General features: G+C 50.8%; 15 protein-coding genes, 1 pseudogene and 1 other annotated feature. Of the genes and pseudogenes, 12 read left to right on the forward strand and 4 right to left on the reverse strand.

Translation table 11 applies throughout. The features are described from left to right. The first annotated feature begins 176 nt into the window (after positions 1 to 176). From H8710_RS07575 to mnmA, 6 genes and pseudogenes are all read left to right on the forward strand, one after another. On the forward strand, positions 177 to 1,574 hold the full coding sequence (locus H8710_RS07575) for an NCS2 family permease (protein ID WP_249294889.1): 1,398 nt from the start codon (positions 177 to 179) through the stop codon (positions 1,572 to 1,574). 175 nt (positions 1,575 to 1,749) lie between these two features. Continuing rightward, positions 1,750 to 1,943 (forward strand): annotated as a pseudogene (tnpA, locus tag H8710_RS07580) (IS200/IS605 family transposase); the annotation flags it as partial. A 143-nt stretch (positions 1,944 to 2,086) separates the two neighbouring features. Further along, entirely contained in the window at positions 2,087 to 2,527 is a 441-nt protein-coding gene (gene rnhA, locus H8710_RS07585) for a ribonuclease HI (RefSeq protein ID WP_249294890.1), read from the forward strand. A 150-nt stretch (positions 2,528 to 2,677) separates the two neighbouring features. Then, positions 2,678 to 3,862 (forward strand): cysteine desulfurase NifS, encoded by a 1,185-nt coding sequence (nifS, locus tag H8710_RS07590; RefSeq protein WP_249294891.1) that lies wholly within the window; start codon positions 2,678 to 2,680, stop codon positions 3,860 to 3,862. A gap of 19 nt (positions 3,863 to 3,881) precedes the next feature. Beyond that, positions 3,882 to 4,310 carry a Fe-S cluster assembly scaffold protein NifU gene (nifU, locus tag H8710_RS07595; protein ID WP_249294892.1) on the forward strand — a complete coding sequence of 143 codons (429 nt, stop codon included), beginning with the start codon at positions 3,882 to 3,884 and terminating at the stop codon, positions 4,308 to 4,310. Positions 4,311 to 4,471: 161 nt separating this feature from the next. Then, the gene (mnmA, locus tag H8710_RS07600) at positions 4,472 to 5,500 is read left to right on the forward strand and encodes a tRNA 2-thiouridine(34) synthase MnmA (protein WP_249294893.1); all 1,029 of its coding nucleotides are present in this window, start codon (positions 4,472 to 4,474) and stop codon (positions 5,498 to 5,500) included. Positions 5,501 to 5,605: 105 nt separating this feature from the next. On the opposite strand, the gene H8710_RS07605 is transcribed toward mnmA, so the two are convergent. Then, on the reverse strand, positions 5,606 to 5,776 hold the full coding sequence (locus tag H8710_RS07605) for a hypothetical protein (protein WP_249294894.1): 171 nt from the start codon (positions 5,774 to 5,776) through the stop codon (positions 5,606 to 5,608). Positions 5,777 to 6,080: 304 nt separating this feature from the next. On the opposite strand from H8710_RS07605, the gene H8710_RS07610 reads away from it, so the two are divergent. From H8710_RS07610 to H8710_RS07620, 3 genes are all read left to right on the forward strand, one after another. Continuing rightward, on the forward strand, positions 6,081 to 7,058 hold the full coding sequence (locus tag H8710_RS07610; protein WP_249294895.1) for an efflux RND transporter periplasmic adaptor subunit: 978 nt from the start codon (positions 6,081 to 6,083) through the stop codon (positions 7,056 to 7,058). 101 nt (positions 7,059 to 7,159) lie between these two features. After that, positions 7,160 to 8,341, forward strand: coding sequence for an ABC transporter permease (locus H8710_RS07615; RefSeq protein WP_249294896.1), 1,182 nt, complete (start codon positions 7,160 to 7,162; stop codon positions 8,339 to 8,341). Between the two features lie 8 nt (positions 8,342 to 8,349). After that, entirely contained in the window at positions 8,350 to 8,490 is a 141-nt protein-coding gene (locus H8710_RS07620) for a hypothetical protein (RefSeq protein WP_249294897.1), read from the forward strand. Positions 8,491 to 8,551: 61 nt separating this feature from the next. Here the strand turns inward: H8710_RS07620 and H8710_RS07625 are convergent, their stop codons facing one another. After that, entirely contained in the window at positions 8,552 to 9,400 is an 849-nt protein-coding gene (locus H8710_RS07625) for an MBL fold metallo-hydrolase (protein ID WP_249294898.1), read from the reverse strand. A gap of 161 nt (positions 9,401 to 9,561) precedes the next feature. Continuing rightward, positions 9,562 to 10,413 (reverse strand): MBL fold metallo-hydrolase, encoded by an 852-nt coding sequence (locus H8710_RS07630; RefSeq protein ID WP_249294899.1) that lies wholly within the window; start codon positions 10,411 to 10,413, stop codon positions 9,562 to 9,564. Between the two features lie 177 nt (positions 10,414 to 10,590). Here H8710_RS07630 and H8710_RS07635 point away from each other — a divergent pair, with 177 nt between their 5' ends. Both H8710_RS07635 and H8710_RS07640 read left to right on the forward strand, forming a co-directional pair. After that, positions 10,591 to 11,421, forward strand: coding sequence for an ABC transporter permease family protein (locus tag H8710_RS07635; RefSeq protein WP_249294900.1), 831 nt, complete (start codon positions 10,591 to 10,593; stop codon positions 11,419 to 11,421). 21 nt (positions 11,422 to 11,442) lie between these two features. Then, positions 11,443 to 12,219 carry an alpha/beta hydrolase gene (locus H8710_RS07640; RefSeq protein ID WP_249294901.1) on the forward strand — a complete coding sequence of 259 codons (777 nt, stop codon included), beginning with the start codon at positions 11,443 to 11,445 and terminating at the stop codon, positions 12,217 to 12,219. Positions 12,220 to 12,346: 127 nt separating this feature from the next. On the opposite strand, the gene H8710_RS07645 is transcribed toward H8710_RS07640, so the two are convergent. Further along, positions 12,347 to 12,826, reverse strand: coding sequence for an acyl-CoA thioesterase (locus H8710_RS07645; protein ID WP_249294902.1), 480 nt, complete (start codon positions 12,824 to 12,826; stop codon positions 12,347 to 12,349). A 775-nt stretch (positions 12,827 to 13,601) separates the two neighbouring features. Continuing rightward, positions 13,602 to 13,841, forward strand: a binding site (T-box leader). Between the two features lie 51 nt (positions 13,842 to 13,892). Here H8710_RS07645 and ilvB point away from each other — a divergent pair. Beyond that, a complete protein-coding gene (ilvB, locus tag H8710_RS07650; protein WP_249294903.1) occupies positions 13,893 to 15,575 on the forward strand; it encodes a biosynthetic-type acetolactate synthase large subunit in 1,683 nt (560 codons plus the stop codon). The last annotated feature ends 1 nt before the right edge of the window (position 15,576 follow it).

Genomic DNA, 15,576 nt, shown 5'->3' on the forward strand with positions numbered 1-15,576 from the left:
TACAAAATATTTGGCAAATATTTCATATTTATGACGATTTTTGGAAGATAATATGTGTAAACTCTTGATTTTTCTTTACTCATCCTTTATACTTTAAAGAGTGTTCACGGTTTGTAAATACTTTCAGGGGGAATACGCAAACCGGAACGGGACCGTAAAAAATAAGGAGGATTTCAATGGAAAAGTTTTTCAAATTGAAAGAACACGGCACTACGGCTCGCATTGAGATTGTAGCCGGTATTACGACCTTCGTAACCATGGCGTACATACTGGTCGTCAACCCGCAGATTCTCGGGGGCGGCGATCCGGCCATCGCAAACGGCGTTTTCTTCGCCACCTGTATTTCTTCGTTTATCGGCACCATCCTGATGGCGCTGCTGGCGAGAATGCCTTTCGCACAGGCTCCCGGTATGGGCCTCAACGCGTTTTTTGCTTTCACAGTTATGCCATCTATCGTGGCTATGACCGGCAACGCGGAAATGACCCCTGTTGAGCAGTATCAGGCGGCTTTGGCACTGGTATTCCTCTCCGGACTTTTGTTTATCGTCATCACCGTTATCGGCCTGCGGGAAGCCATTGTCAGAGCGATTCCCAAAAATGTCAAGATCGCCATCTCCGGCGGTATCGGCCTGTTTATCGCTTATCTGGGTCTCCAGAACGCTGGAATCGTTGTCGCCAATCCCTCCACACAGGTGGGCTTAGTGAACTTTTCCACTTTGCTCAACCCTGATACGAGAGTTGCTGTCACCGGCGCTATCGTGGCCATTGTCGGCCTCGTTGTCATTGCGGCCCTGTATACCCTGAAAGTAAAAGGCTCTATCCTTATTGGCATTGTGGTCAGTACCCTGATCGCTTATCTCAGCGGTGCCGCGTCTCTGCCCGATGGGTTTTCTTATCACCTGGGCCAACAGGCTTCCGACTTTGTCAGCACATCTTTCTTTAAGCTGGACTTTGGAGCCCTCTTCGGCGGCAAAAACCTTTGGGGTGCTATCGCTACCGCTTTGGTGCTGATCCTCTCCTTCTCCATCGTTGATATGTTTGACACCATCGGCACCTTGTTGGGCACCGCCGACAAAGCGGGCCTCCTCGATAAGGACGGCAATATGCCCGGCATGAAAAAAGCCCTCCTCTGCGACTCCATCGCAACTACCGCAGGCGCCCTGCTGGGTACTTCTACCGTTACCACCTATGTGGAATCCAGCGCCGGCATTGGCGAAGGCGGCAAAACCGGTATGACCTCTTTGACGACCGCTGTTCTGTTCCTGGTCGCTCTGGTTCTCGGGCCGTTCATTGGGTTGATTCCTTCCTGCGCAACCGCTCCCGCGCTGATTTTTGTCGGCGCTTTGATGATCGGCGGGCTTAAGAATATGGAATTCGACGATATGTCCGAAGCAGTTCCCGGCTTCCTCACTGTCGCCATGATGCCCTTGACCTACTCCATCGCGAACGGTATCGCATTTGGTCTGATCTCTCACTGCCTCATCAAACTCTGCACCGGCAAAATCAAAGAGACCAGCATCATCACCTGGATCTTAGCTGCCTTCTTCATCTTGAAGTTCTGTCTGGCGGGCTAATCCAATTCACCTTGATTTAAAAAGCAGGATGCGGAACGCATCCTGCTTTTTCTTTGTTGTCAAGAAACCACCGACTGTGTCGGTGGTATGAAAAAAGCTTTAGCGAGGGGCAGGAAATAAAAACTCCTTTTGGTGTAAAAGTTTAGCACATACAAGATGGAATTGCAAATATCATATAGTGTTTGCACCGAAATACCGGCGAAAATATTTTATGGGGAAATGCGAGCGAAAATCGGGAAAATCTGGCGAGAATTGTGCGGATAGAAGGGTGTAACGATTATAGAAGCAGAAGTATGCCTGGACCATATCCACATGCTGGTAGAGATTCCGCCGGAAATGAGTGTGGCAAGCTTTGTGGGATTTCTCAAAAGAATGGCCGAGCCCTCATTTTAAGTGGGAAAACTTGTATTTTTCACAAAAATAGTATATACTAAGCCATGCAGGATTTTTTTGACAATCTGATGCGACATTTTAAGGCAGCTTTGCCTTTTTTTGAAAGGATTTTTTCGGTAATGAAAAAAGTAAACCTGTATACCGACGGCGCTTGCAGCGGCAATCCCGGGCCGGGAGGTTGGGGTGCGATTTTGGAGTGTGAAGGACGCCGCCGGGAGCTCTGTGGCGGGGAGGCCGATACCACCAATAACCGGATGGAGCTCACAGCGGTCATCGAGGGACTTAAGGCGCTCAAATACCCCTGCGAAGTCACCTTAATTAGCGACTCCAAATATATCATCGACGCCATTACCCAAAAATGGGTGTATAAATGGAAGGCAAACGGATGGATGCGCAACAAAAAGGACAAGGCGCTGAACCCTGATTTGTGGGAACAGCTGCTCCAGGAGCTTCAAAAACATGAAATGTGCTACACATGGGTCAAAGGCCACGCAGGACACCCGGAAAACGAACGCTGTGACGAAATGGCGGTGGCTGAAAGCCAGAAATTCAAAGGATAATTTTTTGGCAGTTTTTACGAATTTATAAATTATCCGCAGGGACTATTGAAAAACATACTAAATTGGTATATAATAAACTAAAAAGAAGGAAAATCCTCCCGATAGCAATTTACATTTGCTGTCGCCCATATAGAAAGGGAATGAAAAACAATGGATCGTTTCGTATATCTCGACAACAGCGCGACAACAAAGGTTTCGGAACGCGTTTTTGAAGCCATGGTTCCGTATTTGACGGAGCATTACGGCAACCCGTCCAGTATTTATGGAATTGGGCGGGAGGCCCATGCTGCCATCGACGAGGCACGGGAAAAGGTGGCGAAAGCCATTAACGCCAAATCCCGCGAGATTTATTTTACCGGCTGCGGCACTGAATCAGACAACTGGGCCATCAAGGGAGCTGCCCGCCATTTAGCCAAAAAGGGCAAGAAACACATCATTACATCGGTTTTTGAGCATCATGCGGTACTCCATACCTGCCAGTCGCTGGAAAAGGAAGGATTTGAAGTCACTTACCTAACGGTGGACAGTGAAGGCTATGTGAGTCCCTCTGATGTGGAGAATGCCATCCGGGAGGATACGGCCCTTGTCACCATCATGTATGCAAACAATGAAATCGGCACTATCCAGCCCATCGCGGAAATTGGAAAAATCTGTCGGGACAAAAAGGTGCTGTTTCATACTGACGCGGTGCAGGCCATCGGCAACGTGCGCATCGATGTACAGGCGGAGAACATCGACATGTTGTCTCTTTCAGGGCATAAAATCCACGCGCCCAAAGGAGTGGGAGCCCTGTACGTCCGTCAGGGCGTCGTTATCGACAACTTTATGGACGGCGGCGCGCAGGAGAACAACAAACGGGGCGGCACCGAGAATTTAGCTTCCATCGTCGGCTTGGGCGCCGCTATGGAAGAAGCGCACAACGGCTTGGAGGAGAAGGCGGCGAAGCTTACTATTTTACGAGACAAGCTCATTGACAATCTCTTAAAAATCCCCCACACCCGCTTAAACGGGGGCCGGGAAAACCGGCTCTGCACCAACGTGAACATTTCCTTTGAGGGAATCGAGGGAGAAGGCCTGTTGCTTCTGCTCGACCTCAATGGAATCGCCGGCTCATCCGGCTCTGCCTGTACGTCGGGGTCTCTCGACCCGTCCCATGTGCTGTTGGCCATCGGACTGGAACACGGCATTGCCCACGGATCCCTTCGGCTGAGTCTGGGCAGATACAATACTGAAGAGGACGTCGATTACGCACTTCAGGTCATTCCTCAAGTGGTGGAGCGGCTCCGGGCCATGTCACCAGTGTGGCAGGAAATGAAAGAACAAGGTTTGGTTTGAGATAGAAAGGAAGATTTTTATGATGTATAGCGCGAAGGTGATGGAGCATTTTGCAAGTCCTCACAACGTAGGTGAAATGCCGGATGCAAACGGCGTCGGCGAAGTAGGAAACCAGAAATGCGGCGACATCATGAAGATGTATATTAAAGTAGAGAACAATGTGATCGTAGACGTAAAGTTTCTCACCTTTGGATGTGGAGCGGCTATCGCCACCAGTTCCATGGCTACCGACCTTATCAAAGGCCAGCCTTTGAGCGAGGCGCTAAAGCTGACCAATAAGGCTGTCGTTGAAGCGCTGGACGGCCTGCCGGCGGTGAAGCTTCACTGCTCGGTTTTGGCGGAACAGGCCATCAAGGCGGCCATTGCTGATTATTACCGCCGCCAGGGCATCGATCCTACACCCATCGTCGGGGAGATTGAGGACTGCGAAGCCTGCCACTGTCATTAAACGCCGAAAGCGGGGACGATAAGAAACCCTTACCGTCCCCGCTTTTTATCAAGTTCAAAGGGATTTCTCCCCTTTATCCAACAAGCGTTTGCCGTGCTTTCAGGGCTACGTAACCCGAGCCGAGAAAAGTGGACAGCAGCGCAGTATGTGAGGTGTCCGGATTGGAAAAGAAAAAGGTTTTGGTGGCGCTGAGCGGTGGGGTGGACAGCTCGGTCTGCGTCCATCTGCTGAAGCAGGCAGGCTATGAGGTGGGGGCGGTGGTTCTCAAAATGTCTCCGGCCCACGAGGGAACAGTAGAGGACGCCCGGCGTTCTGCGGAAGAACAGGGTATCCCGCTGGTGGTTAAAGATATGTCAGAACCGTTTCAAAAGGAAGTAGTTTCCTACTTTGTTTCAGAATACCAAAGGGGCAGGACGCCAAATCCCTGCATTGTCTGCAACCCTCTGGTGAAATTCAAGGCTCTTATCGATACGGCGGACGAGGAAGGGTACGATTTCGTCGCCACTGGCCATTACGCAAAGCTTATTCGCAAAGACAGCCTCACCTACCTCGCAAAAGGGGATTCGCTGGCCCGGGATCAGTCCTATATGCTTTACAGGCTGGGTCAGCGGGAACTTTCTCGGCTCCTGTTTCCATTGGCGGAGCTCCCAAAGGATGAGGTGCGGAAAATTGCCGCCCAGATCGGTCTCAGCTGCGCCCAGAAGCCCGACAGCCAGGAAATCTGCTTCATCCCGGACAACGATTACGCCAGATACATTGAAGAGAAATACGGCACTTCCGGCCCCGGCGACTTCATTTCGCCGGAGGGGGTTCCCTGTGGCAGACACAAAGGGATTATCCACTACACGGTGGGGCAACGCAAAAGGCTGGGGATCGCGCTGGGCCGTCCGGTGTTCGTCAAAGAAATAGATCCCGTTACAAACCGGGTGTATCTGTCGGACGAAAAAGACGCTTACGAGAATGAGATTCTCGTTTCCGGGATTTCCATGACCTATCCTGAGAGCATCCGTGACGGTATTCGGGCGGAGGTGAAAATCCGCTCCCGAGCTACAACCGTTCCCTGTGAAGTGTTCATTGAGGGAGAAAAACTGAAGGTCGTGTTTGACGAGCCCCAGAAAGCCCCGGCCAAGGGCCAGTCGGCAGTTTTGTACGACGGCGCTATTGTTTTGGGCGGCGGGTTTATTGAATGACAGCTATGTATCGTTCGTTTTCCAATTTCAAGAGGCTTCGGTGTCCAATGAGGTGCCCTAGAAAGCTTGTGTAATAATAACCGACAAAAAGCCGGTGGAGCGGGTCTAAATCCGTTCCACCGGCTTTTTCTGCGCAGCATCGGCTGGAGAACTTGACAGCTTCCGGTAATAGCAGCAGCCGTCCACTTTGTTGTTGCTTACATATGCTGTATCGGTCAGACAGCAGTATCCGTCCTTCTGATAGGTGCAGTCTTTGCTGCAGGAAACCAAATTCATACAACCCCTCTTTTTGCTCTAATTTACTGTTATTGTTCAGAATTTTTCTCTTTTTATACGAAGAGGCGGTGAAAAACTTTTTATTTTAATTACTCTCATTTGTAAAGGGACAAAAAATCATAGCAAATCAAGCCTTTTATCTTTTGTCGGAATCATATTGAGGGAATTGCTGACCGCAATTTTTATGATACCTCACTTTGTCCAGATAATTTTCATAAAAATACTAAGGTTCATTGGGTGATAATTTTTTGTTTTGCAGACACACTAATACAGTCGAAAAAATTCATCAAGCGGAGGGATCAGGTTGAAGAAATATGCGGTGCTGATCACCATTACAGGGCTTGTCACAGCAGGCCTTCTATCGTTGCCTGTCCTGGCGGATGCGGTGGTGCCGCAGGTTCAGACGGTCAAAATGCAGCAAATGCCTTACACCGAAACCGTAACTGTCAGCGGCACAGTAGAAGAACAAAAGAAAAAGGAAATTTCTCTCGATCTGCCCATTGTGCCGGAACAGGTAATGGTAGGAGTCGGGGATAAGGTGGAAGCGGGAGACGTGCTGGCAACGATTGATATAAACGCCACCAAAAACGCCATTGCAAAGATCGCTTCCCAGTACTTGGACATTATTCCCCAGGAACTCCAGGCGGCCATAGAAAATTTTGATTTGGAAAGTCTCTTGGAGTCGGGGGCCTTCCCCACTGAAATCGTCAGCACTGCTTCGGGGACGGTGACAAATTTATCCCTGACTGAAGGCAATCTCTCCCTTCCAAAATCTACAGCGGCGGTGGTGGCCACCACCGACAAGCTGCGGGGAAGATTTTTCGTCAGCGAAAAGGACGCCGCTAAAATCACAGAGGGAAGCCAAGTCCTTTTTACTGCGAGCGCTGTCGACAACGGGATTTTCGCCGGAAGCGTCCTCAGCGTCGCGCCTACGGCTTATCAGCGGCTTTCTGGATTAAACTATGATACTGTCGTCGATGTGGCGGTGAACATTGATAATACCTATGGGCTTTTAAAATCGGGTTACACCATCAAAGGAAAAATTCCGGTGGGGGAGACGAGAGAAGTGAATCTCCTTCCATATGAGGCCATTCAGCAGGACGAAAACGGAACAGAATATGTTTATGTTTACGAAGAGGGCCGGGCTGTGCGGCGGGATATCGAGACGGGGGAGGAGTTTTCCACTTCTACCGAAATTCTAAGTGGGATATTGCCGAATGAACTGGTCATTTATAACAGCGCGGCTGTCAAGGACGGAGAGCTGGTACGTGTGAGCCGATAGAAGTTAGTTTGAATCAATTCAGACTGCAGGATTTGGCTGTCTAGCCCAAGCGCTTTCCTGCCGCTGCACGTCATCACAAAACTTGAAAATGAGGTATGGGTATGGAGAGCTTAAAAAGCGCATGGAACAATATCTTCCGCCAGCGCTCCCGTTCTTTGCTGACGGTGCTGGGTATCGCAATCGGGGTCTTTTCCGTGGTGCTCATTGGAACCATCAGTGACATCGGAAAAACCGTCATCAACAATGAGCTAAGCAGTATGGGCATTGACGGCCTGGCGGTGAGCAGTTCTTCCAGCTCCGGGGTCACCTTGTCGGAAGAGCAGCTTGATGCTATCAAGTCGTCAGAATTGGTGGCGGACGCCACTCCGCTGCTTTTTGCCTATACTGACGTTTATTCCCGGGGAGAAAAGGAAAAAACGGTCATTATGGGCATCGATTCCAACGCTACCGACATTATCTCCCTGACGCCCCTGTACGGCAGGCTCATCGATCGGGCTGACGTAAAGGGCTACCGGGAGGTCTGCGTAGTGGATGAGGCCTTCGCCCAGTCCGTCTATCATCGCAGCAACATCGTGGGCAAAAAAATTGAAGTTGAGCTGGAGGGCAAACCCGTTTGCTTCGAGGTGGTTGGAGTGGTAAAAACCGGCGGCAACCTGATGCAGAATATGATGGGCAGCTATGTGCCCAGTTTTATCTATCTTCCCTACAGCACCCAGCGGGTGTACACCGGGACCGATGATTTTGATCAGATTGCCGTTAAGCTGAAAAAAGGAGAGGATACTTCCGCAGCCCAGCAGGTTATCGGCCGGCTTATGGATGCTGAATTGGGTGGAACTGAAACGGTGAAAATCGAAAACCTGAGCGGGTACAAGAAGGAACTCAATTCGGTTCTCAGCGGCGTCAGCGCCATTTTGGGGGTCATCGCCGGAATCAGCTTGATTGTGGCCGGACTTTCCATCATGACGGTGATGTTGGTGTCGGTCAACGAGAGGACCCGGGAAATCGGGATCAAAAAGTCTATCGGAGCTTCCTCCGGCCGGATTGTCCGAGAGTTTATGCTGGAGGCGTTTTTTCTCTCCCTGCTGGGAAGCGCTGTAGGGTGTCTGGCAGGGGTTTTCGTAGGGGGAGCTGGCAGCCTGCTGGTCGGAGTAGGCTTTGCATTTAATGGCAGTTTGATCGCCGTCTGCGTGGTTTTTGCAGTCCTGACGGGAGTTGTGTTCGGTGTGTATCCGGCGTTGAAAGCTTCCCGTCTCAAGCCGGCGGAGGCACTTCGGCGGGAATAGGAGGAAATATGGAAGAACGAACGGGTCGGTTTCATTGTGCTGACCTGCCTGAGCAGGCGGTGGAGGCTGTTCGACAGTATGAGGCTGATTTAAAACGAATGATGGGTAAAGATCTCATCCTTATTGCCTATGAGGAAGAAAAAAGCTGATTGATGGAAAGCAAAAAACGCCCGGAAGCGAACATTATCGCTTCCGGGCGTTTAAATGTTTTTATATTTCTACTTCCATGCCATCGAAGGACACATCCATGCCCTCGGGGTTTACCACATCACAGAGCTCTTTGTGGAGCATGCCGTTGTTGTGGGAAAAATGGTTTAGAATATAGCGAGTGTGTTCGTCACAGATGCCGCGGGCAAGCATCTTGTCCCGGAGCATTTTCGCATCATAAAAGCCCATGTGTCCGCCGTTTTCCTGGCCGTCCAACAGTCCGCAGGTACAGTCAAAGCTAACGAGATCCACCTTCTTGTTTTCCTTTTGGAGGTAATCCAGAACTTCGTCCAAAGCGCGGCCGGTGTCGTGCATGTAAAGGACGGATTTATCCCCTTCTTCGATGAGATAGAAAAACGCCTGCATCAAAGGAATCTCAGTCATATGCCGGGCTGGAAGAGGGGTAACGGTATAAGGTCCGGCCTGAACCGGTTGGTAAGCGTGGAGGACGTGCCAATGGAGCTTTTCGTCGATATCCTCGCCGATTTCCATGCCCGCCTGCTGGTAAAAGTGGTTTTTAGTGTGGTAGGAGCAGTAGATGTGCATTTCCTCACTAACCAGATTGTGGCCGAAGGCGCCGCCCCGCATGGCCAGTTCCAAGGGATAGAAATGGTCAGAATGGGCATGGGTGATAAAAAGGTATTTAATAGCGGTAAGGTCTACGTTGTGGAGCAGAGCATGCATATATGTATCCGCCGGCAGGTCCACCATCATATCGTCGTTGATGAGGGTTTGAGAGCGGGTGCGGATGTCTTTTCCGCCCCGTTTGCGTGCTTCGTCACAGTATTTGCAGCGGCAGAACGCACCGGGCCAGCCCTCAGCGGCAGCGGTGCCCAAGTATTTCATTTTCATTGGTCTTTCCTCCAGACGTTGGTAGTGTTATATATGGTGTTTTCTTCCCTAATCCTATCACAACAGAGGCAAAGAAACAAGATAAAAATTACGAAAAAACTTGAGCTTTTTTATCTAATTGTTCAGCCTTGGGAAAACAGAGTCAAAACATCTTACGGCTCTTATAGTTTTACTTCCATGCCGTCGAAGGCTACTTCCAATCCCTGTGGATTGACCGCTTCGCAGAGTTCTTTATGATGAACTCCGCTGTTATGGGAAAAGTGATTGACCACATAACGGGTGTCTTGATGGCAAATTTTCAAGTGAAGCAGCTTTTCTCGCAGACGGATGTTGTCGTCGACACCCATGTGTCCATCTTTGTCGCCGCCGCTGGGGTTCAGTTCATAGGTGCAGTCGAAACTCACAAGATCGACTTTTTTGTTCTCTTTTTGCAGGTACAAGAGCACGTCGTCCAAAGCACGGCCAGTGTCATGAAGATAGAGGATAGATTTTTTTCCGTCTTCAATCAGGTAGCAGAAGGGCTGCATCAGCGGTATTTCATTCATGTGCTTGGCGGGAAGAGGCGTTACGGTATAGGGGCCGGCATGCACTGGTTCGTAGGGATGGAGGATATGCCAGCGAATATGAGCGTCCACTTCTTCGCAAAACTGCATTCCAGCATACTGGTAGCAAAAATTTTTGGCATGGTAAGAACTGTAAACATTCAGGTTTTCGCTTGCCATATCGTGACCGTAAGGTCCGCCTCGCATAACTAGCTCTGACGGATAAAAATGGTCGGAATGGGGGTGGGTGATGAAAAGGTATTTGACAGCGCTCAGGTCTATGCTGTGGTGCAGACTGTGGGCATAGGTGTCCGCCGGCCAATCCAACATCAAATCGTCGTTGATAAGGGCTTGGGAGCGGGTGCGGATGTCTTTCCCGCCCCGTTTTTTGGCTTCCAGGCAGTATTTGCAGCGACAGAAGACAGCGGGCCATCCTTCCGAGGCGGCGGTGCCCAGATATTTGATTTTCATTGAGATTTCCTCCCTAAAATATATTTGAACTGAGTAAAACTTTATTTTATCCTATCACAAAAAAGAATATGATGCAAGAAAAAATGCTATGGCAGCAAAAATTTTTTCAGTATTCTTGACCTGTACTGTGGCGGATCTTATAATAGAAACAAATCAATGAAAAAGGCGGAGAGTGGGATGAATTATAAATGGCTCGGGTTGGGGGCAGCTCTTGTGTTGCTGCTAAACGGCTGCGGCAGGGATTTGCCGGCTCCGCAGGAATATGGCGGGGACTACAGCCGCATGGCTTATATCGAAACGGCGAAACCGCTTTCTTATGGGGAATGGGAGCAAATTTTGTCTCTTCCCGAGGTGACAGATTACGACTTGTCCGGACGGGAAGGCGCAGTGTCGGATGAATTGACCGCGCTGGGCGACCGGGCCGAGCATGGGGCGTATCTCTTAGAAAACCCATTGGGAGAGGGCAAAATTGAAGCGCCGCATTTTTATCTCCTGGCTTCCCGGCGGCTTACGGAAAAAGCTTTGGAAAAGGAGCTGGACTTTGTCCTCACCGAGGGGGAGATTCCATCTCCTGACGGAAAGAGGCAATGCCTTATCAGCGAACCGCTGGCGAGGCTCAACCACAAATCGGTGGGGGATAAAATCCTGCTGAAAAACTGGCTCGACCCGAGAAAAACCGTCAGAGTTAAAATTACCGGGATTTACAGAGGGCCGGAAGGCGGAGAAATCATGGATGAACGCCTCAAGGATTCTCTGGCCGATGAGCCAATGAACGGAATTTTCGTCACGGTGGCAGATTTGCGGAAACTGACCAAAGGCGCTGAAAGGGAAGGTGTGTGGCAGGCCCCCAGCCTGATGCTGGACGCGCCCGTTTCCATCGGCAAAGTGCGGGAAGAGATCGAAAAGTTGGGCCTTTCGGATTCTGTCAAGCTTTACACCGCAGAGGAACTGATGGACCGGATGATGGGTGGGAGAGATCTCAGCCATAGTGACGATGCTGTTGAGTAAATTTTTGGAAGGAGCTTTTTTATGTCGTTTCTCAATGTGAGCTATTATTCTCAGGCGCTTAATCGGAATGTGACTTTTTCGGCAATTTTGCCTATCGACGCACCCTACGCGGAACCAAAGCCCCTCAAAACCCTGTATTTGCTCCACGGGCTGCAGGGAAATCATTGGGATTGGCCCACCGGAACTAGGCTTAAAGCCTGGGCGCAGAAAAAAGGCCTGGCGGTAATCCTGCCGTCGGGGGACAACAGCTTTTATGTTGACCAACCTGCCCGCCGAGATTTTTATGGCCAGTGGATCGGCCAGGAACTCGTAGCAGTCACCCGTGCCATGTTTCCTTTGTCCAGCAGGCGTGAGGACACCTTCATAGCTGGCCTTTCTATGGGCGGTTACGGGGCCATTCGAAACGGGCTCCAGTACTGGGAGACGTTTAGCCGCATTGCAGCTTTGTCGTCGGCAATCATCGTATACGACATCCCCACTTATGGAGATTCAGAGCAAATCATTTATGATAGGCGCTATTTTGAGAGTATTTTCGGAGATACCCAAAAAATTAAGGGAAGCGAAAACGACCCGGAGGCGCTTTTGCTGCGAATCAAGGACCAGGGCGGGGAGATTCCGGAGTTTTACATGGCCTGCGGCACCGAGGACGAGCTCATCAAAGTCAACCGACGTTACCGGGATTTCCTTTGGGCACAGGGAGTTTCTCTCATCTACGAAGAAGCTCCTGGTATCCACGATTGGAATTTCTGGGACTCCTATATTCAGAAGGTGCTAGACTGGCTGCCCACCGACCGGTAAAAGGTTTGTTTTTTGATTATACTAAGGTAAAAACCTCTGATTTTTTATATTCCCATAAAAAAGGCACTGCGGAGAAGGACGCTTTTTTGCACCTTTTCGCAATGCCTGATATATGACTTTAAGCCTGTTAAAACCGTTCCTGGCGCCGTTGTTTTCTGAGGGCGCGGCGCCTGATGCCTGCCTCGAACTCTTCCTTTTCCTCGTCGGTGACAGGAATGATATGGGGGACAGGTATTGGCTTTTCGTTATCATCTAACGCGACCATTACAAGGTACGCCCGGTTGATGAGCTTGCGTTCACCGCTTAAATCTTCGACGAAAGTGTCCACACGCACTTCCATGGAGGTTTCTCCCACGTGAGTGACCTGCCCTCGGAGAAGAACCGTGCTGTTTACATGGGCGGCGGCTTTGAACTGGAGGTTGTCGATGGACGCTGTGGTGACGTTGCAGTTGGAATGACGCCGGGCCACAACGCCGGCTACAATGTCGATCCATTCCACCAGCTTGCCGCCGAAAAGCCGGTCAAACCCGTTGATATGCTCCGGCAGAATGATCTGCACCTGTTCGGTGCGGGATTCCGCCACGGTTTTTGCAATGCGCTGTTCCATAAATTTCCTCCACTTATCTGGTCAGGGCTGCTTCATGAGCCCTGTATACCGTTTTATTCATGTTTGCCTATTAGTAATAGTAATACCATACTGATATTCAATAAAGGAACCCGGATTTGCCCCTTGCGGGCAAAATTGAGAACAGCGTTCTTAAAGGGGTTTCTTCGTGATAGTCGCAGTTTACTGCGATTATCATACCACAATTTGGTTGCGCTTTGCGTAATCAACAGCGTAGCCGCAAGGGCGACAGCCCATAATTATGATAAAATGTTCTCTCAGGCGTCGGAAGGCTTGCCCCGCAAGGCTTCCGTTAACGCCGTGTGGTTATTATACCATAAATTCGCCCGCTTTAGCGGGCAAAAAGACGCGAAGCGACTTTATCGGTCGTGCAGCGGCCGGGACTTATGATACAATGTTCTCACTTATCCCGCGCCAGCGGGATAAAAGCGCCTTTTAGGCGCTTTGCAAGCAGCCTTGCTGTTTGCTTGTGAGGTTATTATACCATATCCGCAAGCCCATAGGGCTTGCACGCCGCTTTCAGCGGCGCAAAACAGCTTTAGCTGTTTTTGTTATGGTGATAATCATCCACAAATCATTTTGCGAGACAAAATGATTGCGCCTGCGGCGCATAGCACACATTGTGTGCTATTTGTGGATATTATACCACAATTGAAGAGATTGTTGCAATGGGAGAAATGCTTCGACGGAATTTCCGAAATCTCGTAAAAAACCTCTTGACAAGATGGGAAAAAAGGACTATCCTATTAACAATATCATAAATGCGCAGACAGGGACATGTTTTTGCCACAGGACTTTCAGAGAGCCGCCGGTTGGTGTGAGGCGGCAGGCCGGACAACGACAAATCACCCTCGAGCAGACCGCTGAAACCGCCTTGCGGCAGTAAGTGGGTACGGTTTTCCTCCGTTACGGGAAAGCACATTGTTGGATGTGACTGAGGGGCCGATGAATTCGGCAACAAGAGTGGTACCGTGGAAGCAAAGCTTTCATCTCTAAAAAAGAGATGAAAGCTTTTTTGATTTTTTGAGAAATTGGAAGGAGTTTTGACATGTTGCTGACTGGAGCACAAATCATCATGGAATGTCTGCTGGAACAGAAAGTGGATACCGTCTTCGGCTATCCCGGCGGAGCGGTTTTGAATATTTACGATGCGCTTTACGAATACAGCGACCGCATTAATCACATCCTCACCGCACATGAGCAGGGGGCGGCCCACGCGGCCGACGGTTACGCCCGGTCCAGCGGCAAAACCGGCGTCTGCATCGCCACATCTGGCCCCGGTGCAACGAATCTTGTCACCGGCATCGCCACAGCCTACATGGATTCGGTGCCAATGGTTGCCATCACCGGAAATGTGAATCGGGATCTGCTGGGACTGGACAGTTTTCAGGAGGTGGACATCACCGGCATCACCATGCCCATCACCAAGCACAACTACATCGTCAAACGGGTGGAGGATCTGGCGGACACCATCCGCGAGGCGTTTTTCATCGCCAACGAAGGCCGCAAAGGCCCAGTTTTAATCGACATTCCGAAAGACGTCACCGGGGCAAAGTTTGAGTACATACCAAAAGAGACAAAAGCTAAGGATTCTCGCCCCCTCCCTCCCAAAGAGTGGATGGACCGGGCGGCGGAGCTGTTAAAAAACAGCAAGCGGCCCCTGATTTACGCGGGCGGCGGTGTGCTGTTGTCGAACGCGGCTCCCGAGCTGAAAAAACTCGCTGAACAGCTGGATGCGCCGGTATCCTGCTCCCTTATGTGTCAGGGGGGCTTCGACCAGACGGATGAGCGCTACATCGGCATGATGGGCATGCACGGGACGAAAACTGCTTCCCTCGCCATCGCGGGCTGCGACCTTTTGGTGGCGGTGGGAACCCGCTTTTCCGACCGGGTGACCTGCAACACCTCCCTGTTTGCCACCCATTGCCCCATTCTGCAAATCGACATCGACCCGGCGGAGTTCAATAAAAACGTGGACGTGGAAATCCGTCTTTCCGGAGATGCCAAAGCGGTTCTGCAGGCCCTTCTTCCCATGTTCCCGCAGATGGAGCACAAAACCTGGATGGAGAGTATCGGCGGCTGGAAGGCGGAATTCCCCCTAATCCAGCACACTGACAGTGAAAACGGTGTGACCCCTCAGATGGTGCTGGAAAAATTGAGCGAACTGACCCAGTCTGAGGCCATTCTCACCACCGAAGTGGGCCAGCATCAGATGTGGGCCGCACAATTTTACGACTTTAAGCACCCTCGGCAGTTTATCACCTCCGGAGGCCTGGGCACCATGGGCTTCGGCTTGGGAGCTTCTATCGGAGCGCAGGTGGCGAATCCCGACAAGCAGGTCATAAACATTGCCGGCGACGGAAGCTTTCACATGAACGCCAACGAGCTGTCTACCGCCGCCAAGTACAACATTCCCATCATCGAGCTGCTTTTTAACAACGAGGTGCTGGGCATGGTGCGCCAGTGGCAGAAGCTCTTTTACGACGGGCGATTTTCCCAGACGACACTTGAGAAAAAGACCGACTACGAAAAACTAGCCGAAGCCTACGGTGTAACAGCCATGACGATAGCCGCGAAAGACGACATAGAGCCGGTGCTCCGCGCCGCGTTAGCCGAGCAGGGGCCGGTGTTCATCAACTGCATCATCGACCGGGATCTGAACGTCCTGCCCATGGTGCCGGCGGGCGCTTCGGTGGAAGAGCCGATGCTTGAAATCGACTGGAAAGCGTAAC

It is taken from the genome of Fumia xinanensis (genome assembly GCF_014384905.1).
GTDB lineage: Bacteria > Bacillota > Clostridia > Oscillospirales > Ruminococcaceae > Fumia > Fumia xinanensis.

Excerpts from the sequence above, each read along its gene's own strand:
- H8710_RS07645 (WP_249294902.1), bottom strand. The coding sequence starts at position 12,826 with ATGGAACAGCGCATTGCAAAAACCGTGGCGGAATCCCGCACCGAACAG.
- H8710_RS07620 (WP_249294897.1), top strand. The coding sequence starts at position 8,350 with ATGGAAGAACGAACGGGTCGGTTTCATTGTGCTGACCTGCCTGAGCAG.
- H8710_RS07615 (WP_249294896.1), top strand. The coding sequence starts at position 7,160 with ATGGAGAGCTTAAAAAGCGCATGGAACAATATCTTCCGCCAGCGCTCC.
- H8710_RS07640 (WP_249294901.1), top strand. The coding sequence starts at position 11,443 with ATGTCGTTTCTCAATGTGAGCTATTATTCTCAGGCGCTTAATCGGAAT.
- nifU (WP_249294892.1), top strand. The coding sequence starts at position 3,882 with ATGATGTATAGCGCGAAGGTGATGGAGCATTTTGCAAGTCCTCACAAC.
- H8710_RS07635 (WP_249294900.1), top strand. The coding sequence starts at position 10,591 with ATGAATTATAAATGGCTCGGGTTGGGGGCAGCTCTTGTGTTGCTGCTA.
- H8710_RS07625 (WP_249294898.1), bottom strand. The coding sequence starts at position 9,400 with ATGAAAATGAAATACTTGGGCACCGCTGCCGCTGAGGGCTGGCCCGGT.
- rnhA (WP_249294890.1), top strand. The coding sequence starts at position 2,087 with ATGAAAAAAGTAAACCTGTATACCGACGGCGCTTGCAGCGGCAATCCC.
- H8710_RS07605 (WP_249294894.1), bottom strand. The coding sequence starts at position 5,776 with ATGAATTTGGTTTCCTGCAGCAAAGACTGCACCTATCAGAAGGACGGA.
- ilvB (WP_249294903.1), top strand. The coding sequence starts at position 13,893 with ATGTTGCTGACTGGAGCACAAATCATCATGGAATGTCTGCTGGAACAG.
- nifS (WP_249294891.1), top strand. The coding sequence starts at position 2,678 with ATGGATCGTTTCGTATATCTCGACAACAGCGCGACAACAAAGGTTTCG.
- H8710_RS07630 (WP_249294899.1), bottom strand. The coding sequence starts at position 10,413 with ATGAAAATCAAATATCTGGGCACCGCCGCCTCGGAAGGATGGCCCGCT.
- H8710_RS07575 (WP_249294889.1), top strand. The coding sequence starts at position 177 with ATGGAAAAGTTTTTCAAATTGAAAGAACACGGCACTACGGCTCGCATT.